Annotated in this window: 24 protein-coding genes; 20 read left to right on the top strand and 4 right to left on the bottom strand. The window is 65.4% G+C overall.

Annotation, left to right across the window (positions count from 1 at the left end; all coding sequences use genetic code 11):
- Positions 1-64: 64 nt before the first annotated feature.
- The 13 genes from NZH93_RS19475 (at position 65) to NZH93_RS19535 (ending at position 13,529) form a co-directional block, all read left to right on the top strand.
- Entirely contained in the window at positions 65-487 is a 423-nt protein-coding gene (locus NZH93_RS19475; protein WP_259624534.1) for a hypothetical protein, read from the top strand.
- Between the two features lie 20 nt (positions 488-507).
- Positions 508-2,283, top strand: coding sequence for a PPE domain-containing protein (locus NZH93_RS19480; RefSeq protein ID WP_259624535.1), 1,776 nt, complete (start codon positions 508-510; stop codon positions 2,281-2,283).
- On the top strand, positions 2,280-3,056 hold the full coding sequence (locus tag NZH93_RS19485; protein WP_259624536.1) for an ESX secretion-associated protein EspG: 777 nt from the start codon (positions 2,280-2,282) through the stop codon (positions 3,054-3,056). The genes NZH93_RS19480 and NZH93_RS19485 overlap by 4 nt, the downstream gene beginning before the upstream one ends.
- A gap of 40 nt (positions 3,057-3,096) precedes the next feature.
- Positions 3,097-3,657: a YbaB/EbfC family nucleoid-associated protein gene (locus NZH93_RS19490; RefSeq protein WP_259624537.1), complete on the top strand. Its 561-nt coding sequence runs from the start codon at positions 3,097-3,099 to the stop codon at positions 3,655-3,657.
- A gap of 70 nt (positions 3,658-3,727) precedes the next feature.
- Positions 3,728-4,591, top strand: a complete 864-nt coding sequence (locus tag NZH93_RS19495; RefSeq protein WP_259624538.1) for a WXG100 family type VII secretion target — start codon at positions 3,728-3,730, stop codon at positions 4,589-4,591.
- Positions 4,592-4,631: 40 nt separating this feature from the next.
- Positions 4,632-6,677 carry a hypothetical protein gene (locus NZH93_RS19500; protein WP_259624539.1) on the top strand — a complete coding sequence of 682 codons (2,046 nt, stop codon included), beginning with the start codon at positions 4,632-4,634 and terminating at the stop codon, positions 6,675-6,677.
- 79 nt (positions 6,678-6,756) lie between these two features.
- Positions 6,757-7,353, top strand: a complete 597-nt coding sequence (locus NZH93_RS19505) for a YbaB/EbfC family nucleoid-associated protein (RefSeq protein WP_259624540.1) — start codon at positions 6,757-6,759, stop codon at positions 7,351-7,353.
- 43 nt (positions 7,354-7,396) lie between these two features.
- Positions 7,397-7,699 (top strand): hypothetical protein, encoded by a 303-nt coding sequence (locus NZH93_RS19510; protein ID WP_259624541.1) that lies wholly within the window; start codon positions 7,397-7,399, stop codon positions 7,697-7,699.
- A gap of 3 nt (positions 7,700-7,702) precedes the next feature.
- Positions 7,703-9,544 carry a hypothetical protein gene (locus NZH93_RS19515; RefSeq protein ID WP_259624542.1) on the top strand — a complete coding sequence of 614 codons (1,842 nt, stop codon included), beginning with the start codon at positions 7,703-7,705 and terminating at the stop codon, positions 9,542-9,544.
- Positions 9,545-9,945: 401 nt separating this feature from the next.
- The gene (locus NZH93_RS19520) at positions 9,946-10,206 is read left to right on the top strand and encodes a hypothetical protein (protein WP_259624543.1); all 261 of its coding nucleotides are present in this window, start codon (positions 9,946-9,948) and stop codon (positions 10,204-10,206) included.
- A gap of 87 nt (positions 10,207-10,293) precedes the next feature.
- On the top strand, positions 10,294-10,440 hold the full coding sequence (locus tag NZH93_RS19525) for a hypothetical protein (protein WP_259624544.1): 147 nt from the start codon (positions 10,294-10,296) through the stop codon (positions 10,438-10,440).
- A 547-nt stretch (positions 10,441-10,987) separates the two neighbouring features.
- Positions 10,988-11,689 carry a site-specific integrase gene (locus NZH93_RS19530; protein WP_259624545.1) on the top strand — a complete coding sequence of 234 codons (702 nt, stop codon included), beginning with the start codon at positions 10,988-10,990 and terminating at the stop codon, positions 11,687-11,689.
- Positions 11,690-12,050: 361 nt separating this feature from the next.
- On the top strand, positions 12,051-13,529 hold the full coding sequence (locus NZH93_RS19535; RefSeq protein WP_259624546.1) for a P-loop ATPase, Sll1717 family: 1,479 nt from the start codon (positions 12,051-12,053) through the stop codon (positions 13,527-13,529).
- A gap of 424 nt (positions 13,530-13,953) precedes the next feature.
- Here the strand turns inward: NZH93_RS19535 and NZH93_RS51460 are convergent, their stop codons facing one another.
- The gene (locus NZH93_RS51460; protein ID WP_505011378.1) at positions 13,954-14,223 is read right to left on the bottom strand and encodes a YxzC family protein; all 270 of its coding nucleotides are present in this window, start codon (positions 14,221-14,223) and stop codon (positions 13,954-13,956) included.
- 445 nt (positions 14,224-14,668) lie between these two features.
- Between NZH93_RS51460 and NZH93_RS19540 the strand changes: the two genes are divergently transcribed.
- Positions 14,669-15,034: a hypothetical protein gene (locus NZH93_RS19540; RefSeq protein WP_259624547.1), complete on the top strand. Its 366-nt coding sequence runs from the start codon at positions 14,669-14,671 to the stop codon at positions 15,032-15,034.
- Positions 15,035-15,436: 402 nt separating this feature from the next.
- The gene (locus NZH93_RS19545; RefSeq protein ID WP_259624548.1) at positions 15,437-16,495 is read left to right on the top strand and encodes a beta family protein; all 1,059 of its coding nucleotides are present in this window, start codon (positions 15,437-15,439) and stop codon (positions 16,493-16,495) included.
- Here NZH93_RS19545 and NZH93_RS51260 read toward each other — a convergent pair.
- Positions 16,473-17,030 carry a sce7726 family protein gene (locus NZH93_RS51260; protein ID WP_372506702.1) on the bottom strand — a complete coding sequence of 186 codons (558 nt, stop codon included), beginning with the start codon at positions 17,028-17,030 and terminating at the stop codon, positions 16,473-16,475. The two genes, NZH93_RS19545 and NZH93_RS51260, sit on opposite strands and share 23 nt — an antisense overlap.
- 56 nt (positions 17,031-17,086) lie before the next feature.
- Here NZH93_RS51260 and NZH93_RS19550 point away from each other — a divergent pair, with 56 nt between their 5' ends.
- The gene (locus NZH93_RS19550; protein ID WP_259624549.1) at positions 17,087-17,653 is read left to right on the top strand and encodes an HD domain-containing protein; all 567 of its coding nucleotides are present in this window, start codon (positions 17,087-17,089) and stop codon (positions 17,651-17,653) included.
- Here the strand turns inward: NZH93_RS19550 and NZH93_RS19555 are convergent.
- Positions 17,638-18,111 carry an NUDIX hydrolase gene (locus NZH93_RS19555; protein WP_259624550.1) on the bottom strand — a complete coding sequence of 158 codons (474 nt, stop codon included), beginning with the start codon at positions 18,109-18,111 and terminating at the stop codon, positions 17,638-17,640. The genes NZH93_RS19550 and NZH93_RS19555 overlap by 16 nt on opposite strands.
- Before the next feature lie 9 nt (positions 18,112-18,120).
- On the bottom strand, positions 18,121-18,864 hold the full coding sequence (locus NZH93_RS19560; protein WP_259624551.1) for a DUF5919 domain-containing protein: 744 nt from the start codon (positions 18,862-18,864) through the stop codon (positions 18,121-18,123).
- 160 nt (positions 18,865-19,024) lie between these two features.
- Here NZH93_RS19560 and NZH93_RS19565 point away from each other — a divergent pair, with 160 nt between their 5' ends.
- From NZH93_RS19565 to NZH93_RS19580, 4 genes are read left to right on the top strand one after another with little or no spacing between them, the layout of a single operon-like run.
- The gene (locus NZH93_RS19565; protein WP_259624552.1) at positions 19,025-19,477 is read left to right on the top strand and encodes a hypothetical protein; all 453 of its coding nucleotides are present in this window, start codon (positions 19,025-19,027) and stop codon (positions 19,475-19,477) included.
- 15 nt (positions 19,478-19,492) lie between these two features.
- The gene (locus tag NZH93_RS19570; protein WP_259624553.1) at positions 19,493-19,690 is read left to right on the top strand and encodes a hypothetical protein; all 198 of its coding nucleotides are present in this window, start codon (positions 19,493-19,495) and stop codon (positions 19,688-19,690) included.
- Positions 19,690-19,947: a hypothetical protein gene (locus tag NZH93_RS19575; RefSeq protein WP_259624554.1), complete on the top strand. Its 258-nt coding sequence runs from the start codon at positions 19,690-19,692 to the stop codon at positions 19,945-19,947. The genes NZH93_RS19570 and NZH93_RS19575 overlap by 1 nt, the downstream gene beginning before the upstream one ends.
- Positions 19,944-20,354, top strand: a complete 411-nt coding sequence (locus NZH93_RS19580; protein ID WP_259624555.1) for a helix-turn-helix domain-containing protein — start codon at positions 19,944-19,946, stop codon at positions 20,352-20,354. Before NZH93_RS19575 ends, NZH93_RS19580 begins: the two co-directional genes overlap by 4 nt.
- The last annotated feature ends 591 nt before the right edge of the window (positions 20,355-20,945 follow it).

Here is a 20,945-nt window from a genome sequence, read left to right on the forward strand (position 1 = left end):
CGTTGGCGGTTCAACGGAAGCTGGACCCACCACCGGAGAACCGTGCCCGCAGGGGGACACCCGCATGCAGAACACGAATGACGCCTCACCCCCGATCACCGACGCCCCACCCCCGACCCCGACCATCAACGGTCAAGCTATCGAGTTGAGCGAGAACATCAAGTCCGGCAAGGTCCTGCTGGACCCGGCCACGGGCGAGGAGCTGCGGAAGCTGCTGCTCGAGCAGGTCGAGCAGGTCGACTCCTGGCTCGCCCGCGCGGGCAGGCTGGCGCGTCCCGCCCCGCTGGGCGCGAACCCCGTCGGCGACGCGATGGCCTCGAAGTTCGAGGGCCGCGCCGAGGGTGAACCTCACTCGTTCGTGAACGTCATGTCCGCGTACCGCACCGTCTTGCAGGACACGCACGACCAGGTCAGCGCGGCCATCACCAAGTACCAGCAGGTCGACGAAGACCACCGTGCCGCACTGACCAAGCTCGAAGGCATCTGAGGCGAGAGGCGCACCGCACCATGACTCCCGAGGTCGACCCGGTCCCCGTCCTCACGGACACGCAGAACTGGGACTCGCACTCCCACCGCACGCTCTACGAGTCCGTGCACATCAACAACGATCCCGGCCAGTCCGGCGAGATCAGCGCGGAGTGGGCCCAGTTCGCCACCGAGCTGGCCGAGTCGGCGCAGGTCATCACGGAACGCATCGTGGCGACCGAGAGCGGTTGGACCGGTGACTCGGCCGACGGCGCGCGGATCGCCGTCAAGAAGCTGTCCGACTGGATCTCCGGCACCGCGCAGACGGCGGGCCAGGTCGGCGACCGGGTCGCCGACCAGGGCCGGGTCATGCAGGACGCGCGGGCGAGCATGCCGGAACCGGTCGACTTCTCCTGGAGCGGCTCGACCGGCGTCATGGTCGGCGGCGGGATCTCCACGCTGCTCGCGTCCACGGCGGACATCCAGGCCGCCAGCGCGAAGTCGCAGGCGGCGAAGGAACTGGCCGTCACGGTGATGACGAACATGGAGTCCAGCTCCCGCGCCATCGACCAGTCGACGCCGGTGTTCACCGCTCCGTTCAACCCGACGACGGGTCGCACCGAAGAACCCCAGATGGTGGCGCTGCGCAGCGTGCAGGCGCCCACGGCTGGCGGTGCGGTCGACGGCCTGGCGATGACGGGCACGCAGGGGACCGCCGTAGGCACCCTGCAAGCGGGCGACATGCAGTCGCGGCAGGCGCTCCAGGGCATGGACGCCGGTGTGTCTCAACAGGACGCGTACGCGAGCGGCCAGACCACGGCCGCGGCGGCCGCGATGGCCCCGCCCGTCGTGCCCGGCACGTCGTTCGACGCGGGCTCGTACGGCGGCGGCGCGGGTTCCGGCGGGTACTCCGGTGGCTCTGGTGGCTCCGGTGCCGGTGGCGGCTTCGCGGGCGGCGGTGGCTTCGCGGGTGGTGGCGGTGCCTACTCGGGCGGCTCCAAGAGCACCGGCGGCGGGTTCTCCAACGACGACGTCGACGAGTTCGGCCGTCCCAGGGGGACGACCAGCGCCTCGGACGTGGCCGCGTCGATCCCCGTCGCGAACGGGTACCACCCGCCGGTGGTCGGCGGTGGTGGCGCGGGCGGTGGCTTCGGCGACTCGTCCGGCTACGGCGGGGGCGGCACCGGCTACGGCGGTGGTTTTTCGGGCAACGGCGGGAAGGGCACTGCCCCTTCGCGCAATCCTGCCCCCGGTTCTGCAGGCAACCCTGCCGGTTACCTCGGCGCCCCCGGTTCGAGGCCTCCCGGTGTGCCGATCGAGGGCATCGGCGGTTCGACCGGACGCGGCCCGGGTGGCTTCGGCGGCGTTGGCGGCGGTGGCGCGGGCGGTGGTGCAGGCGGCTTCGGTGGCGGCGGCGTGGGTGGTGGCGGCGGCGGGGTCGGCGCGGGTGGCTTCGGCGGTGGCGCGGGAGCCGGTGCCTTCGGCGGCGGCTCGGGCGGCGGTGTCGGTGGTTCCGGTGCCGGTGTCGGTGGTGCCACCGGCGGTTCGACCGGTGTCGTGCCCCCCGGCGGGCGTGGCCCGATGCCGACCGGCGGGTTCCCCCTCGGCGCCGCTGGTGCCGCGGGTGCCGCGGGCATGGCCGGTGCCCCGATGGGTGGCGCCCCGATGGGCGCGGGCGGGCGCACCGAGGAGGACAAGGAGCGCAAGTCCGCGTCGTACATCATGGGCGGCGACCTCTTCGACGTGCCGGGTGAGAACCTGCCGCCGTCGGTGATCGGCGGGGTCAAGCCGAAGAAGAAGAGCGGTGAGCAGTCTTGATCACCCCGGAGTTCCTGCTGAGCCCCGCTGAGCTGGACGTGCTCTGGCACGACCTGGAACTCGGCAGGATCCCGTACCCGCTGGACACCCCGAGCCTCGGCAGCACGATGGAGGAGCGGGCGCGGCTGCGGCTGGACGTGCTGGACGGCCTGGCGCAGCGCGGCTTGGCGAACGACCGCAGGCTCCAGGACCTCCTGCGGCTGCTGGGCGACCACGAGGTCGCGGTCGACGCCGTGGCCAACCTGGAGCAGCGGCCCGTCCGGGCCGTCGCGGCGTCCGACGGCCGCCAGGCGGTGCTCGCGGTCGTCGACGAGGACCAGATCGGTCTCGTCGAGGTCAGGCCGACGTCGCTGGCGAAGTCCATCGTGGGGGTGCTGACCGACGGCTCCGCCGGTCCGGGCAGCGCGCTGTCGCTGAGGCTGGAGACGTTGGCCTCCGCCGTGGCGATCCACGACGAGCCGGACGAGTCCGACGACCCGTGGGGCGACGAGGACCTGGACGAGAAGCAGGCGCTCCAGCGCGCGGGACTGTCCAAGCAGGACGCTTCCGTGATCAGCGAGCTGGCGGAGAACCGCGTGGCCGGTGGGCAGTTCGGCGTCACCAGCCGCGGGGGCAACCGGTACCGCACCGAGCGCGCCGGGGTGTTGATCAACTGGTTCGACACCCCGCAGGGGCGTTACCTGATGGTCCGCGAGAACGGCTGGCTCAGCCTGTCTCCGACCGACAACGAGCGGATCGCGAGTCGCATCGACTCGGTGCTCGCGACGGTCTGACGCGCGGCCTGCCGAGCCTGTTCGACACGAGAGGGAAGACGTGGACCCGGATCAGTGGCTGAGGGACGTGGAGACCAGGCTCTCCGACCTCAAGCAGAAGTCCGCCGACCTGGCGGAGAACCTCGCGACGGCCACTGTCGCGGTGACGTCGGACGACGGCGCCGTGAACGTCACCATCTCGCCCAGCGGCGCGTTGCAGAACCTGGAGCTGACGCAGCGCGCCGCGGGCATGAGCCCCGGCAGGCTCACCGCGTCGATCATGGAAGCCATTCGGAGGGGGCAGCGGGCGGCGTCGGCGAAGATGCTCGACGCGTTCGCCCCCCTCGGCGAGGGCGTGGAGTCCACGACCCTCGTGCAGAGCTTCCTGCCGCAGGAGGAGGACGAAGGTGAAGAGGAGTCCGAAGAGCGCGACCTCAAGGCCGTCGACGCCCTGGACGAGGAGTCCGCGCCGCCGCCGTCCTACCCGCCGCGCCCGCCCGCGCCGCCGCAGCCGGCTGCTTACCAGCAGTTCGTGCCCCCGGCCCCCGCGCAGCCGACACCGCCTGCTCGTCCCGCGCGCGGTCAACCGGACCTCGAAGAAGACGAGAACCACCCCTGGTGACCGACCGCCGCCGCGGCGCTCGACGCCCCCGGTCCTGTCACCACCCCTGTTCCCCGGAAAGGTCCTGATCATGGTCGATTCGCCCCCCGGCATGGAGATCACCGAGGAGAACAAGTTCAAGGGCTCCTTGTTCATCTCCGCCTACGCCGACCTGATCGAGTCGGTCGGCAAGGACGCCGAGTCGGAGACCGAGCAGGTGCTGGACATCACGTTCGCCGCGATCGGCGCGGCGTCGTCGACGGCGATGCTCGCGATCGACCCGTTCGGCACCCTCCTCGGCGCGGGCATCGGCTGGCTGATCGAGCACGTGAGCTTCCTCAAGGAACCGCTCGACCAGCTCATGGGCGACCCGGACGAGATCAAGGCCAACGTCGAGGCGACGAAGAAGACCGCGGCGGAGATGGCCGTGCTGGCCGAGACCCACCGCAACACCCTGGCGCAGCCGCAGGGCTGGACCGGCCAGTCGTCCGAGGCGTTCAAGGCCAACATGGAGACGCTGGGCCAGGAACTGGACGCGCTGGCGGGCGCGGTCGAGAAGAAGGCGAAGATCGTCGCGATCTGCGGCGTGCTGGTCTCGGTGCTGCGCGACATCATCCGCGACCTGATCGCCCAGTTGCTCGGTTCGCTGCTGGCGGGCGCCATCGCCGCCGCCGCGGCCGCGTTCTTCACGTTCGGCGCCTCCATCGTCGCGTTCGTCGGTGTTGCGGTCGGCAAGGCCGTCGCGCTGGGCGTGAACATCGCCTCGCGCATCGCGCGGCTGGTCGGGGCCATGTCCCGGCAGATGGGCCGGATCAAGAACCTGGACGAGATCACCGACAACGTCGGCAAGGGCTGGAAGCGCTTCGAGGGCGCCGCGGACGTGGCGGAGGTCAGCTACGAGTCGTGGAAGGCCCAGAACCAGGTCGACAAGGCCGTCGACAAGGCCACGGCCTAGCCCCCTCCTCCCACTTCCCCTGCGACCTCGAAGGTTCGACATGGCGCGCTCAGGACCAGGCAGTCCGGACACCAACACGAACACCAATCCCGGCAGCACGCCGCCTGCGGCGCCACCGCCCCCTCCGCCGTCGGCGCCGACCGGCCCGACCGGGACCGCGGGCTTCTCGCTCGGCGAGTCGTCGATCGCGACGCTCCAGAAGCACGCCAACGACCTGGAATCCCGCTACGAAGGGGTTTCGGCGCAGTTGTCGTCGCAGACGCTGGCCTTCAACGCCCTCGGCATGTTCGGCATCCCGATGGCGGCCGCGGTGAACGGCTCCAACTCGAACTCGGTCGGCAAGGCCAAGGAGGCCGCGGCGACGATGGCCAAGGTCAACGACGGCCTGAAGGCGACCGCGGAGACGCACCACAAGACGGACCAGTTCATCGCCGACCAGTTCGCCAAGATCGTCCCGGACTCCGGCGCGAAGAACCCGAACGGCAGCCCCGGCCCGGCCCCGAAGCCGCAGACCCAGGACGGCCCGCAGGTGTCGAAGGTGGACCCGGTGCCCGGCGCCCCGGCCGCACCGCCACCCGCCCCGCCGACCCAGGACGGCCCGCAGGTGTCCAAAGTGGACCCCGTGCCCGGTTCGCCCGCCGCTCCGCCGGTCGCTCCGCCGACCCCGGAAGGTCCGCAGGTGTCCAAGGTGGACCCGGTTCCCGGCTCCCCGGCCGCACCGCCGCCCGCCGCGCAGACCCCCGACGGCCCACCGGTGTCGTCCTTCACCCCGCCCCCTGGCGCGACCGCAACGCCGCCACCCGCCTCGCCGTCGCCCACGGGTCCGCCGGTCTCGTCGTTCACCCCGCCGCCCGGCAACGCGGACACCACCACGACGACCGCCGCGACGCCCCCGCCCGCGCCGCCGATCACGCCGCCCCCGAACATCCCCGGCACGCCGGGCGCGATGCCGCCCCTGGCGCCCCCGCCCGTCGGTGCCATGCCGCCCATCGGCGCGGTGCCGGGCATGCCCAGCCCCAAGGGAAATCCCGCGCCGCCGGTCTCGAAGGACACCACCGTGTCCGCGGCACCGCCGTCCGGTCCCAAGCCCTCGTCGGTCCCGATCATGCCCGGCGCGCCCGGCGGCAAGGGGCCCGTCGCCCCGCCGGTCACGAAGGACACCACGGTGTCCGCCATGTGGCCGCCCGCCGGTCCTCGGCCGGGATCGGTCCCCAACGTGCCGGGCGTGGCCGGTCCACCCCAGGGCATCTTCTCGCCCACGCCGCCCGCGGCGGACTCGTTGCGCCCCATCGGGGACGCCAACCCGCCGTCGCCCAAGCCACCGGTGTCGCCGCCCGCGCCGCCCGTTGCCCCGCCGCCGCACTCGGGCGTCCCCGGCTTTAACCCGAAGGGCGACGCCGCGCCGCCGGTCGTCACGGGTGGTGCCGAGCCCGCTCCGCCGAAGGCGCCGTTCGTCCCGCCGGTGCCGGGGGAGTCCCCGACGCCACCGCCGGTCGCGCCGGTCAAGGCCCCGCCGAACATCCTCGACCTGCTCGACCCGAGGGGTTACCCCGGCGGCGCGAACCTGCCGGAGTCCGGAGGCCCCAAGGCCGACGGTGCCTGGCCCGCCACGACGATCGACGGCAAGCCGTGGGCCGACCTGTCGAGCCTCACGCCGGAGCAGAGCCAGAAGTGGATCGACAACCTGCGCAACATCCTGTCCACCAAGGAGGACGGCGCGTTCTTCTGGTCGGGCAGCGTGTACGACTCCGACGGCAACCGGGTGTCGGTGATGAACGAGGCCGAGTACATGGGCAAGGCCGACGGTCGCAACACCCTCGAAGGCACGCTGGACGACAAGGCGATCAAGCTGCCGGGGTGGGGCAACACCAGCCCCGAGGGGAAAGCGGTGTGGGACAGCGTGTCCGCCAGCCTGGCGCACGGCTCCAGCGGTGACGTCTACGTGCTGCTGGGCCCGGCCAGGCGCCCGGACAACGTGTTCCACATGACCGAGTTCCCGATCCTCCAGCAGAACCCGAACGTGAACCGGGTGATCGCGATCGACGTGCAGACCAAGGAAGAGACCGTCATCTTCACCCGCCCCTGACCGACCGGAGAGGTAAGAAGTGGACCCGCTGGGCCCGATTGACGCGAACCGGATGAAGAACGTGGATCCGGATCAGTGGATGAACGACATGCAGGCGAGGCTCGCCGACCTCAAGCAGAAGTCCGAGGACCTGGCGGAGAACCTCGCGACGGCCAGCGCCACCGTGACGTCGAACGACGGCGCGGTGAAGGTGACCATCGCGCCCACGGGGGCGTTGCAGAACCTGGAGCTGACCCAGCGGGCCGCGGGGATGAACCCCGGCAAGCTCACCGCGTCGATCATGGAGGCCGTCCGGAAGGGACAGCAGGCGGCGTCGGCGAAGATGATGGAGGCGTTCGCCCCCATGGGGACGGGCACCGAGTCGATGGACCTCGTGCGGAGCTACCTGCCGCCCGAGGAGGACGACGAGGACGAGTTCGAGGAGCGCGACCTCGAAGCCGTCGACGCGCTGGACGACCCGCCCCCGCCGCCGCCCCCGCCCGCGGCGCAGCAGCACCCCCAACAGCAGTTCTACCCGCCGCAGCACCAACAGCCCTACCCGCCGCGGCCCCCGATGCCGCCGCAACCGCCCGCGCACCAGCCGTTCCCGCCGCCACCGGCACAACCACCGCCACCCCCGGCGCGTCCCAACCGTGGGCAGCCCGACTTCGAGGAAGACGAGAACCACCCGTGGTGAACCCCGCGGGTGGACCACCAGCGCTCACCGAGAGAGGGCAGACATGGCCGCTGGCTACGAGGTAAAGCCGGACGACCTCGACACGTTCGCGACGAACTTGCAGGCGATCGTGGACAAGGTCGCGGAGTCGAAGACCGCCATCGACAACGTCGCGTTCCACCCGCTGGTCTGGGGCATCGTCGGTCAGGTGTGGACCTTCCACATCCGCCTCAACCAGCTCCCGGACGCCAAGGACGCCATCAGCAAGTACTCGACCTCCCTCGGCACCGCCAAGGAGAACACCAAGTTGACGGCCCAGCAGTACCGGGACACCGATCAGACCATCTCAGAAGGGTTCAAGGGGTGAGTAATGGCTGACAAGATCCCCGGCCTCACGCTGACCCCTGGGTTCGGCGAAGGCACGGAGTGGACCGACGGCCTTTCCGGCGCGGGCATGGCGGACACCATCGCCGGCCTGGTCAAGGCCAGCAAGGACGGCAACGAGGCCGCGATGGCCGCGTACGGCGTGGGACTCGCGTTCGACGTCGTCGGCGCCGTCCTCAACCCGCTGGGCGCACTGCTCGGCGCGGGCGTCGGCTGGCTCATCGACCACCTGTACTTCCTCCGCGAGCCGCTCGACCTGCTCATGGGCGACAACATCGCGGTGCGGCAGGAAACCGCGAAGATCAAGGAAGACGCCGACAAGTACAAGGACCTCGCCACGAACCACGTGGAGGCCCTGAAGAAGCTCGAGAGCTGGACCGGCGCGACCGCCGACGCGTTCAAGAAGAGCATGGCCCAGGTCTCCGACGAGCTCCTGGCGATCGGCCTCGGCATGAACGGCCTCGCCGAGATCATGTCCACGATGGGCGCGTGCCTGACCGCGTTCCGCTCGCTGGTGCGCGACATCATCGCCATGCTCATCGGCAACCTGATCGGTGGCGCCCTGGTCGCCGCCGGTCTGGCCCCGATCACGTTCGGCGCCTCGATCGTCGCGTTCGTCGGCGTCGCCGTGGCCACCGCGCTGGAGGCGGTCGGCCGCTGCCTGCGCCACATCACCAACCTCAAGTCCCTGTTCACGGCCAACAAGGCCGCGGCGGGCCAGCTCACCAAGGCGCTGGGCAAGGTCGGCGACGACGCGGGCCGCTTCGGCAAGGGCGGCGGCGCGGGCAAGCCGAACGACATCCCCATGGTGAACCTCCCGAACAGCAAGCCGCCGGACGTTCCCGGTGCCCCCGGCGGGAAGCCGCCGGACACGACGGTGCCTGCCGGTGCTCCGGTCAACAAGCCACCGGAGGTTCCGGGCGCGGGCGCACCGCCGCCCAAGCCGCCGGAGACGCCACCTGCTCCGCCGGTGAACAAGCCGCCGGAGATCCCCGGTGGCGGTACGCCGCCGCCGAAGCCGCCGGACACGACGGTTCCCGCCGGTGCTCCGGTGAACAAGCCGCCGGAGATCCCCGGCGGTGGCACGCCTCCGCCCAAGCCCCCGGAGACGCCACCCGCTCCGCCGGTGAACAAGCCGCCGGAGATCCCTGGCGGCGGTACGCCTCCGCCGAAGCCGCCGTCGACCCCGCCACCGGCCCCGCCGGTGAACAAGCCACCGGAGATCCCCGGTGGCGGCACCCCGCCGCCCAAGCCGCCGGACACGACGGTTCCCGCCGGTGCTCCGGTCAACAAGCCACCGGAGATCCCCGGCGGCGGCACGCCACCGCCCAAGCCCCCGGACGGCACCACCACGCCCTCGGGCGCCCCGGTGTCGAAGCCACCGGAGATCCCCGGCGGCAGCACGCCCCCGCCGAAGCCCCCGGACCCGGCGCCCTCGGGCGGCCCGGTGACGAAGCCCCCTGCCACGCAGCCGCCCAAGTGGTCGATGCAGGACATCAAGGACTTCGCCACCAAGATCAAGAACGGCCGCAAGGACGGCATGGAGCAGCTAGGCAAGATCGGCGAGGGCAAGCTCCAGTCCAAGCTCACCGGTCCGCCGTACAACAAGACGCCGCAGGAGGCGGCCGACATCACCCGCTGGGTGAAGAACTTCGAGGAACTGGCGGCGCCAGGTGGCACCGTCAACATCGGTGGCAAGGCTTTCGCCACCGGCACCCTGCTCCACCTTGCCCACGAACTGTGGAAGGAAATGGCGCCCGACGTGGCCAGCAAGAAGGAGAACGAAGGCTTCATGGGTGACCTGAAGGACTACAACAAGAAGACGTAGTACCCGCACTTCCTGGCAGCCCGACCCCCAGCGGCCTGCCAGGGCCCCGAAGGCCCCAGGCACCACAGCCTGGGGCCTTCCCTATTTGGGCCTGGTCACCACGAACACCGAGTACGTGTCCCCCAAATCAACCACCATGCTCTCCACCACCCCAAGACAACACGCAACACCACATCAGCCCACAACCACCACCTCAACGATCTCCACCAGATCCCAAACCGACTCCACACCCCGCTCGACCGCGTCCACGAACTGCGTCGCCTCGACCTCCGCGACCACCGACACCGTTGACGTGGACCGCCCCCATGCCCACCGATCCACGGCCCAGCCGCCCCAACCCCAGCCCCCGCCTGTCTGCCGCCAAGCGATCACGACACACCCTGCCTACCATCGGTTTTCCGATGCCCGAACAGGAGCCGATCGTGGTATTTCGCCGCAGCTTGGAATCCCGCGAGGCCAACATCGCCCGCGAGGTGTTCGGCGACGCACTGGACACCAGCGCACTACGCCTGTCAGAAGGCGGCCTACTGGGCAGCTTCGGCGTAGCCCGCACCCTGCCAACCCTCGTCACCTTCCCCAAGGGCATCCTCACCACACCCCAACACCAGGCCAGGTACGAACGCTGGCTGGTACACGAACTGACCCACGCCTACCAGTACTAGCACGGACACAGCGTCCTCAGCCTGATACCAACCGCGCTGGCGGGCTTCTTCAGGAAGGGCCTATACGACTACGGCGGCCCAGAAGGCTTGTGGGGAAAAACCTTCACCGACTTCAACACCGAACAACAGGCCAACATCATCGCCGACTACTACTACCTGCACACGTACGAACCCCACCACGACCTATCGGCCTACGAGCCGTACATCACCCACGTGCGATCACAGCCAACCTGACCACCCGAACACGCCCCGTCACCGAGTCCACGACAGCGGCATACGGCTCACCCGCGAAAAGATCAAGCCCCGAGCACGTTGCCGCTGCTCAGGGCCTGATTCACCCGGCGAAAGGTGAGTGCCCCCGGCAGGATTCGAACCTGCGACACACGGTTTAGGAAGGCACATCGCACAAGCGGTCTTCCGTACCCCGTGACCTGCGGTCGAGCGGCCTACGGGCCCTCCCGCACGACGAGCCGTTTCGTAATGGCTTCGCGTTGCGCGAACCGCTACTCCTAGGCCGTCGGCCCGACCAGAAGCCGCTCATGCAGGGCAGCGGCATCGGGTCAAGGTAAGCCTCCCAGGCTTGACGGGGTGCTGCTGGTGGTGTGGCCGTCCTGGTGAGTCGGGTGATCGCCTGCTACCCCTCGCAGGCCCTCGATCCCGAGCCTCTCTATCCCCCGTTGGCAAGGCGGCGAAGCCGTCGCGCAGTCGATCGCCATGACCCATTCCGCAGTGACAACGGACGCTCATAGGGAGCTACTGACGAACGGCCTCATGGGTCAACATGTCCTCGGTCGCCCGGCGCAGCGAGCGGATGCCGGGCGTGCCGGGACGGATGTGGCCATGCTGCTGGCGCAAGCAGCCCGCATGCGCCGCCGGAGGCGCCCTTGACGCGCTGGCTACGAAGCTTGATGGCAAGTCCGCGGCTGCAACCGTGTACTCGCGGAAGTGCGTGGTGCTGTTCAACCTGTTGGCGTTGGCAGTCGAAGGGGAGTTAATCCCGGACAACCCACTGAACCGGATCAAGCGCAAGGTCGCGAAGCTTGTGGCGCCGGTGGACCCGCGTGCGGTGGCCAATCGTCGGCAGATCGAGGAGCTGCTTACAGCTGTGTCGTATGCCGGGCGGAGGAACGCGGATCGGGGCGCACATGTCAAAGCGTTCTTTACCACCTGCTACTACGCGGTGGCGCGGCCAGATGAAGGGCTTGGGCTCAAGCTGGACGACTGCACCCTTCCCGATAAAGGCTGGGGGTTGCTGATATTCAGTGAGTCTCGGCTGTCGGCGGGAAACGATGGACGGGTACTGGGGAGGTGCACGACCAACGCGGTGAAGTATCGGAGCGTGAAGGATGTGCGGCCTGTGCCGATTCCGCTTGTTCACGTGCGGCGGCTTCGAGACCACATCGACCGCTTCGGAGTGGCCTCAAATGGTCGACTGTTCTGGTCGCCGAACGGTGGAGTGGTGTCGTCCTTGACCTACTACTGAGTCCGGCGAGACGCCATGAGTTCGCACTGAACCCTGACGGGTGGCTTCGTCCCTCGCAGGGCGACCGTACGACCTGAGGCACACGGCCGTATCGCTTTGGCTCAACGGAGGTATCCCAGCGACAGAGATCGCGGTGGGCGCTGGGCACTAGGTGGAGGTGCTTCTCAAGATCTATGCGAAGTGCATATATGGGTAACGAGAGATGATCAACAACCGCATCGAGGTGCTCAAGTCGATGTAACGATCGTGTTTCGTTTCTGTATGACCCCCAAGGCATGATCGTACGACGCGGTGTAGTCTTAGCGGTCGTTTGTGTTCAATCGGTTTAATGCTGCCGCCTTGACGAAAGTGGTTGCCTTAGATGCCAAAGCTCCGCCCGTTCAAAAGCTTGTATTTCGGTGAAGGTGCAGCTGAAGATGAGGCCGTCAAGTGGCCAGAACTCTTTGTGAAGAGCTTCTATGATCCAAGAGGAGCGGTTGGTGAAATCAAGAGTGGCAATGCCTTCCTGTTGATCGGACCTAAAGGTATTGGCAAGTCAAGTTACATGGAGTACATGAGGTTAACGGCGGAGGATAAGTATGATACTTTCGTCGATCGGCGGGATCTTGGAGAGTTGCGAGGTGCGCTTAAGGCCGATGTCTCCCCGGTATCTGAGGCGGATTCTGAAGTTACCGAGATGGCTTGGTCTTCCTGGATTTGGTGCCAGTTCTTCGATTCTTTGATGCGTGATCAGGGATCATCTATTCAGTCTGACCTTGATATGGTCAGTTTGCATCAGGAATTGACGGCCGCTGGTATTGCTGGTGGAACATTTTCTAGTGTTATCGGGGAAGTGCGAAAAAGGAAGCACAAGTTTAGTGTGCCAAAGATCTATGAGTACGCTACTGAAGGAGACGGGGCTAGGCGTGTTCATTTGGTGCAGATTCGAGATTTTTTGGCAAAGGTTGTGTGTGATGCTGTAACTGAGAGTCAGCACATATTGGGGCTAGATGGGCTTGATAGCGCTGAAATCGGTACTAACGCTTACTGGAGGCAGCTCGGTTCCCTCATGCGTGCTGCAACGGCGATTCACCGTCGGCTTCGGCAAGCTCGGTCTATGGTTCGACTGTGTGTAATGTGTCGAAGCGATGTGTTCCTGAAAATTCAAATTCCTGACTCAAACAAGATTCGGCACGGCTGGGGTGTAGAGCTGGACTGGTCTTACGGCTTGGATACGCCGGAAGATTCAGAGATTTGGGGTCTTCTGGAAGCGAAGGTTGCTGCCAGGGGAAGCAAGATTGACGGCTTGATCGACTTGTACTTTCCGCAGTACATGGAGGTCGGTGCTCGCACTGCTTCAAAACGTATTCGTATGCCGAGGTACCTTCTTGATCTTACCAGGAATACGCCGCGAGACATGATCATGCTTATGAAGAGCATTCAAGTAGAGCTGTATCCCGAGCAGGAATTGACTGTTGATCGGGTTCGTGCTGGCGTAAATCGGTACTGTAGAAAATATTTCGCGGGCGAGATGTCGAACGAGCTTGTCGGAATGGTCGGCGACGGGGTTGCTCGTGACGTTGTGAGCTCTATGTCGAGGCTTCCCGGTCGGGGTTTCACTAGGGAGCAGTTTATTGAAGTTTTTTCATCCAAGCTGGAAAAGAATGACCTCGCGGTGGATGAGGTGCTGGGACAACTCTACCTTGCGGGCGCGATTGCTAGTGTTAAGCAAGGTGCATCTGAAGACTATGTGACTTTCTATCATCGCAGGGACTACGCGGAACTTGACCTAAGCGGTCCATTTCTCATTCACAACGCTCTTGCTCTGGCGGTGGGTGTGCGGTGGGCCCGGGCTTACTGACACCCCTGAGATCTCGGTTAGGTCCGAGACGTTCCCGCACTCACGCTGGCCAGGTGGCAAGACTGAGGCTGCCGCCAAGGCGGGGTCAGGTAATGAGGCTTGGCCTGTCCTCTGTCTTCGGGACGGATCTGTTTCGAGATGGTTTCGCAACGGCGGCAAACAGGGCAAGTCTAGGCTCACAGTGATGGACGCCGAGGCCTGGAAAAGATCAAGCCTTGAGCGCGTTGCCGCTGTTCAGAGCCTGATTCACTCGGCGAAAGGTGAGGACTCCCGGCAGGATTCGAACCTGCGACACACGGTTTCGGAAGGCCCATCGCGCAAGCGATTCCTCATACCCCGTGACCTGCGGTTGAGCGGTCCTCCAACCCTCCCGCCCACGGTGCCAGTCCATCAGGAGTCCGTACTTGCACCGCTGGCCACCGTGTCATTGGTGAGGCTGGCGGGCTGCCCGCTCTGAAGTCGGCAAGCCACTCGGCAACCTGTTCATCGGTATGCAGTAAGGCAGACCTGGGCCATGCCGGAGATCCACTCCCAAGAGGCGGCCAAGCGCCGTCCAGACTCCTTCGTCCGTAACGTCGAAGTCCTCAGTGACGAAACGCCCAGACCAGCGATCGATCTCGTCGCGACTTGCCTCCCCGCTGAGCAGGCGCACGAACTGTCGCTCAACGTCGGATCTGGACGGCCCGGCTGACATCACTGACCTAGCCTGCCACGGCGTACCTGAGCACAGCCATGTCCAGTGGCAAGGCGGCGAAGCCGTCGCGGCAGTCGAGCGCCGTGCCCAGTTCCGGAGTGACCACTTGGCGCTCGTAGGAAGCTGCCGATGAACGGTCTGGCGTGCTCGATACGTCGCCCCGGCCCCTGCGTCCAAGCGCGGCGCTCCGCGCTACCCGGTCGCCCGGCGCAGCGAAGCGGATGCCGGGCGTGCCGGGATGGATGTGGTCAAGTTGCCAGCGCAAGCGTGCCCGCACGCGCCGCCGGAGGCGGCGCTCTTGATCCTGTAGAGCCGAGTTCGGCAAAAGTCCAGCTCAAGAACCTGTGCGCGGCTGTGCGGCTGCCGGTCGGCAAGTCTGGTGGCAAGGTGTAATACACTAAATCAGCTACTAGATTTTCCGTATTACGTAAACTAGGATGGTGGCGTGCCAGCGGGCGAAGACGACTACGAGGGCGTGGTGTATGCGGATCTTGTTTTCGGGGATGTGGACTGGTCGCAGGTAGGCGATCATGATCCGGCTCGAAGGTCAGAGCGAAAGGACTCCGCGAAGGAACGGAACGTCCACACGGAGTGGGCAACCGAAGCATGTCAAGACGAGCGGCGTTGGGTTCGGTCTGCTGGCAGCACTTCAGGGCTAACGGTGAAGGTCACCGGCTACTCGGAGATGGCTGGGTTCGTCGTGACGGTGGTCGTGGCTCCGAAGCATCATCCACCCCAGGTCGAGTGGTGGGGTGCGACGGCCTGGGCGGCAAAAGCTAGTGAGATTAGGGCTTATGAGGAGGGCGGATGAGCGAGAGCTTGCGGGACGTGCTGGCGCGGGAAGCCGCCGAGGCCGAGGCACGTGCTGAAGCGGAGGAGCAAGGGGAAGTTGCTCCTCCGCGTGGTCAAAGAGGGCGAAAGAGGTCGGAAGATCCGTCACAGGTGTACGCGGTGCGCATCCCTGTTTCTCGACTGAAAGAGCTTCGCCAGTTTGCGGATGGAGTAGGTGAGGCACCGAGTGCACTGATTCGGCGGTGGATTGTTGAGCGCCTAGACGCGATGGCGGCTGAGACTGCCGATGGTGATATGTCTGCTTCTATCAATGAGTCGGTAGGAGCGCCACTTGAACCTGGGAAGGTCAGATTGGGATCGCCTCGGAGGAAGGTAGTGGAGCGAGAGTCGAAGCCCGATACGGTTTTGCGGAGGCGAAAGTATGCCTGATCCTATTTATGTTCCTGTTTTGAAAGCGCGTCAAGCTGAACTTGCGGCACTCAGTGAGATTCAGCCTGCGACACGGAAAGCTATTTTGCCCGTCCTTGAGATTGCGCCTTCTGAGGTCGATGACCCTCAAGTGGTAAGCGACGCTGTCGATCGAATCTCTAAAAAGCTTGAGGTTTGGGGTGGCAATGAGCTGATTGTTGACGCTGGTTTCCTGTCTGCGGGAATCAGGTTGCCCAGCGGGCAGGGGGCGACGATGTACGCAACCGCTAAAGCGCGCTCTCTTGGTATTGGCGCGATACCCGTTGCTAGGCTTTCTGATGGAGATTCGGCTCGCGCCGATGTTAGAAATCTACAAGTTGAGTACGATTGCGGGGTTGCAGTGCGGCTCAGCATGGAAGACATGGATGAAGATCCAGAAGAATTGGATTCTTCGATCACTGCTCTTCTTGGTGATGTCAGCGTCCGTCGCGATCAAGCGGATCTCATCCTGGATCTTGCTTCCGTGCAGGGTGACATTGCGGTTCGCGGTGGATCTCGAATAGTTCTTGACGTACTGCGTGAGCTTGAGAAAGTCGAACAGTGGCGGAGGGTGATTGTCACTTCCGGAGCGTTTCCGGTCGATCTATCTTCGGTCGTGCCGTGGGTGCAATCTGAATTTCAGCGCTACGACGCTGCCCTTTGGGATGCGATACGTGGGCGCAGAAGGTTGCCAAGGATTCCCATTTATGGGGACTATTCGGTTGCCTTCCCGCTTCTGGTTAGTGGGCCGCCGTTCGCTCCTGCGCCACAGTTGCGGTACACCTTGGGAGATCGTTGGCTCTTCCTCAAGGGAAGGAAAAACGATCCTCGCGGAAGCGAACAGTTCTACGAAGTATGCGAGCAGGTTGCTATGCACTCCGAGTTTGCTGGGGCTGCACTGGGTACCGCAGACGCTCGAATTGCGAGTCCAAGGGAGCATGGCCCGGGCAATGGCTCAACCTGGCGCAAAATTGGCACAGTGCATCACTTGGACTTTGTTGTGGGCCGTATCACCACTCTTGGCGAGCCTTGATAGTATTGCGTACTTCGGTCTGAAGGATTTTTAAGGGCAACTCTGAAGCCATTGTGTTCCAGAGCTTCCATCGGGTAGCCGTTCGGAGGCCGCTGTGGAGGTCCTGTCGTCGCAATATGCTATATGCTTCATCGCGTCGGACTAGTTGAGCGATAGCAAGTGGATCTGGCGAGGGGTTTCCTGTTGTCGGTCGCACAATTATGATTCGCGGGCCTTTTGAGGAACCGATTGCTTGCCATATTCCCCACCAGTCAGGGATAAGCATTTTTACTCGCTCAACCGCTTTGTCACCTTCTATTACAGCTACTGCGGTGTCGAGGACAGCGCTGTAAGATTCTACCTGGGATGCTAGTCGTGAAAAGTTGTCCCGTGAGCTCTTGATCTCGCAGCCTGTCATCTTCCCGTTGATGGCTGCGATGTCCACGCGGGTGGCTCCTGCGGCGATGCTCCACTCGCGGCGATAGACCGTGCGACGTCCCCGGTGGTCTCGCCGGAGGCGCTTCTCCACAGCAACGAGGATCTCAGGCGCCAGCACGCGGGCGAGTGTACCTAGTCTGATCTTCGTTGGCCCAACTAAGTATGGTCAGTTGTATGAGCCTGATCACGGCCTCCAGGGACACTGCTTGCGCTCGACTTGCGACCGCCCTGCCGCAACGTTGGGCGCATGTCCAAGGTGTCGGACGGCGTGCAGCTGAAGCAGCGCGGCTCTTCTCGTTGGAGGAGGCAGAGTTGCTCGTTGCCGCAGCATTGCTGCATGACGTCGGGTACGCGCCCGACCTTGCTGTAACAGGGTTTCATCCTGTTGACGGTGCGAACTACTTGCGAGATCAAGACTTTCCGGCACGACTGTGTGCACTCGTAGCGCATCACTCTTGTGCTTATCGAGAAGCTGAGCTTCGCAATCTGACCGCGGAGATCGCACAGTGGACAGACGAACAGACGATGCTTCGGGATGCCCTGTGGTGGGCAGATATGACCACCACGCCAGATGGAGGCACAACGAACGTGCACGGTCGGATTGAGGAGATCCAGGAGCGGTACGGGCCTGAAGACCTCGTTACGTTCTTCATCCGTCAGGCCAAGTCGGAGCTTGTTGCTGCTGCTGAGCGGACAGAGAAGGCACTGCGCTTGGCGGGGATCGACTACACCGCGAAGTAGGAGGTTGAGCGCTCTTCGAACCCGTGCTCGATCCGAAGCTGGATGGAGGGGTGGATGTTGAGTGTGTTGAGGTCTCCTCGGCTTACCCAGTGGACCTCGATTGACTCGTTGCTAGTCCGCAGCTCGCCACCGATCAGCCGTGCCCGGAAGCAGATGGAGAACTGCTGCCGCACCTCGCCGTCCGTGTACGCAATGACGTGCGCAGGGTCAGAGTAGATGCCGATGATGTCGACGGGCTCGACGTCGATCCCGGTCTCTTCCTTGACCTCGCGAATGACGGTGTGGCCGATGGTCTCGCCGACGTCCTGCGCCCCGCCGGGGATCGAGTACAGGTCGTTGTCAGTCCGCCGGATCATCAACAGTTGTCCGTGCTCGTCCTGGACGAACGCCGTCACCGCTACGACGATGGTGGTCGCCTTCGGTGCACTCGGGTCGTTGTAGTGATCAGTGCGAGCCATACCTACTGCCTACCACTTCGATGGCTTCGCGCCATCCCAGACGCCTTGGAAGCTCTCTGCGTAAGTCTCGAACAGATCCCCACCGGACAGGCGGCGCAGGTGCAGCACAGGCGCGTGACCAGCCATGAAGCCGTGCACATGGGTGTTCACCAGCATTTCGTCATCGAAGCGGTAGATCGAGTTGTAGAGAGTGGTCTTGTGGCACCTGATCTCGGCGTGGCCGCTGTTTGCCAGCGGCTTGAAGAACGCGAGGGCGTTGCGGACCTTGGCGGCGAGGGTGCCCTTGCCGATGCCTTCTTCCACGCTGCGGCGGGCTACCTCGCGGCTGGCTGGGTCGCCCAGCAGTAGGCGGATCTTGACGCCTTCCTCTGCCTTCTGGCGCATGGTGCGGATCAAGGCCGGGTTGTCCGTGAGGAACATTCCTGAGTAGACCAGGACTGAGACGTTGAGCCTGGCCTGGCTGAGCAGGTGTGCCCAGACGTCTTGGTTGATCGAGTGCCGGTGTGCGTAGACCTGCACCACCTCGGACTCGTTGATCTCCTTCTTGGTGTCTGGCGCGACGGCGTCCGGCCACAAGTAGGTCTCCGTCTCCCTCACGAGGGACGCGATGGCGTGCCGGTGGCGCGGGTAAGGGGTCCTGTCCCTGGTGACCCAGCGTTCGACCGTCTTGGGGTCCACGCCGGTGGCTTTGGCCACGTGGTCGAAGTCCAAACCGTTGCGCAGCAACGAATCCCGTAGGCGTTGGTTCGGCATGGCCACCCCTTCGTGACAGTTTGGGACGTCTTCAAGGTAGCAAGGACGTCTGTAGTTGTCCTGCTATGCGGTGCTGACGTCCCTCCAAATGGACGAATGTCATAGGGGTCGAGAACGTCTGACCGCAGGTCAGGCCGACGCGGATGGCAGGAGACAGCCGATGGCGATCACAGGTGGGAGCAGGCTTCCGGCGGGGCATGACTTCGTGTTCCCTCGCGGGGCGCTCGTGATGGGTGTGGAGCCCGTGCTCAAGTTTCAGTCTGCGGATGAGCGGGCTAAGGGGCTGCCGGTCGAGCAGGAGAAGGACAAGGAGAACGGGCTCCTGGTGTGGTCGGTGCTGGTCATCGATCAGGCAGCGGAGCGCAAGACGGACGCCGTGGTCACGGTGAAGATCGCGGCTCCTCATCAGCCGGTGCCGCCGAAGGCGATTCCCGGCACGGATGTGCGGCCGGTGCTGTTCGAGGGGCTGACGGTTACGCCGTGGATCGATGACAAGGGCTGCCGGGCGGGTGCTGCTGGGGAGCGTCATCGGTGCCGGGCGAAGCTCGGGTACAGCCTGCGGGCTACCGGGATGAAGCCTGCTGTTGCCAAGAGCGCTGCCAAGGCTGCGTGAGTCGTGGCGGACTTAGTGCGGGTGCACGTGACCGCGAATCTTCCCATCCGAGTCGAGCCGATGGTGTTCGCCGACCGCGTGGAGATCCGGCTCGGCAACGCATTCCCGGCGGTTCTGGTCGTGGACCGTGAGGCGCTGCCTCGGCTGGCTGGCGCGATCAGTGAAGGGCTGGCGGCGTTCGATGCCCCGGCCAAGAAGAAAGGGCTGGGCTGATGGGGTTCAACGTGACGTGTTCGCCGGGGCGGGATGCGGCGGCGGGGATGGTTCACATCACCGAGGAACTGCCCGCGTTGGTGATCTACCTCGACCCGGTCAACGTGGCTATCCAGCTCCCGCCGTTCGCTGGTGGGTCTGAGGTGTTGGCGAAGTTCTGCCGGGAGTTGTCGCGGGAGGCGGGCAAGCTCGCTGATCACCTCGACAGCCGGGAAGGGCGTCATGCGCTCGTGGAGAACCCGGCGGTGCAGGGATGAGCGGGGCGGTTGGTCGGCCGCAGCCTCGGCGGGCTGAGTACGACCGGATTGTGGGTGCTCATCTGCGGGCGCTGCGGAAGGAAGCGGGCGTTCTGCCTGGGGTGATGGTGGAGGAGTTCGGGGTTTCGACCGCATTGATCTCGAAGGTTGAGCGTGGGAGTCGGGGGCTGTCTTCGCAAGGGTTGGGGATCTACTGCGACGTGCTCGACGTCAGTCCGCTTGATCTGCTCGTGGACGTGGCGGAGCAGTACCGGGCGCAGTGCGACCCGTATCAGCCTGCTCGCTATCGGTCGGTCCGTAGCTCGGTGCGGGTGCTTGACGGCCTGGCGCTCTACGCCGATCTGCCTGAGCGGTACTTGCCCGCGGGAGCTTTGCGGTTGGCGACGTCGGCTCTGAACGGGGTCTGAAGCCTGGTCCGGGGTGGGATCGCCTGCCCTGGGCCTCCCATCGAGGGGAGGTGAGTGATGAGGCTGCTTGAGCGCTTGATGTCGTGTGACCCGGCTGAGCGTCGGATGGCCGAGATGCGGTCGGTGCGGGTGCGGGTCGAGAACAAGCGGTGCTTTGGCAAGTGTGGGCGGTGCACGTGGATTCGGGCGACCGCCGACTACTGCGGGGACTGTGCGGCCTGGCTGGTTGAGAAGCGTCTTGTGCCTCGGCGGTGTCGCTGGAGGCGGCGCTAGAAAGTCCTGTTAGGACAGAGCGTGTGATCTTGTTGGGTCACGCGGTGATGCCGCACGTCTTGTTGCGGCGTAACGAGAACGTAAGACGCAGGAGCGGAACACGGCTACCAACCTCGCCGCTCCTGCGCTGTCCACCACGCGTAACGGAGTGAACGAGATGAGCGTAAAGCCTAGGCGTATTGCTGCGCCAGAGGGGGTCTCGCGGGGCCGGTGTGCGACGTGCAAGCGCTTCGCCCGGTTGCTGCCCGGCCAGACCGAATGTGACTCGTGTGCCGGTGTGTTGGGGCTGGATTTCGGCGGCTCTGTTCGGCGGGGCGG

Origin of the sequence: Umezawaea endophytica, assembly GCF_025061645.1 — a bacterium.
Taxonomy (GTDB): Bacteria; Actinomycetota; Actinomycetes; order Mycobacteriales; family Pseudonocardiaceae; genus Umezawaea; species Umezawaea endophytica.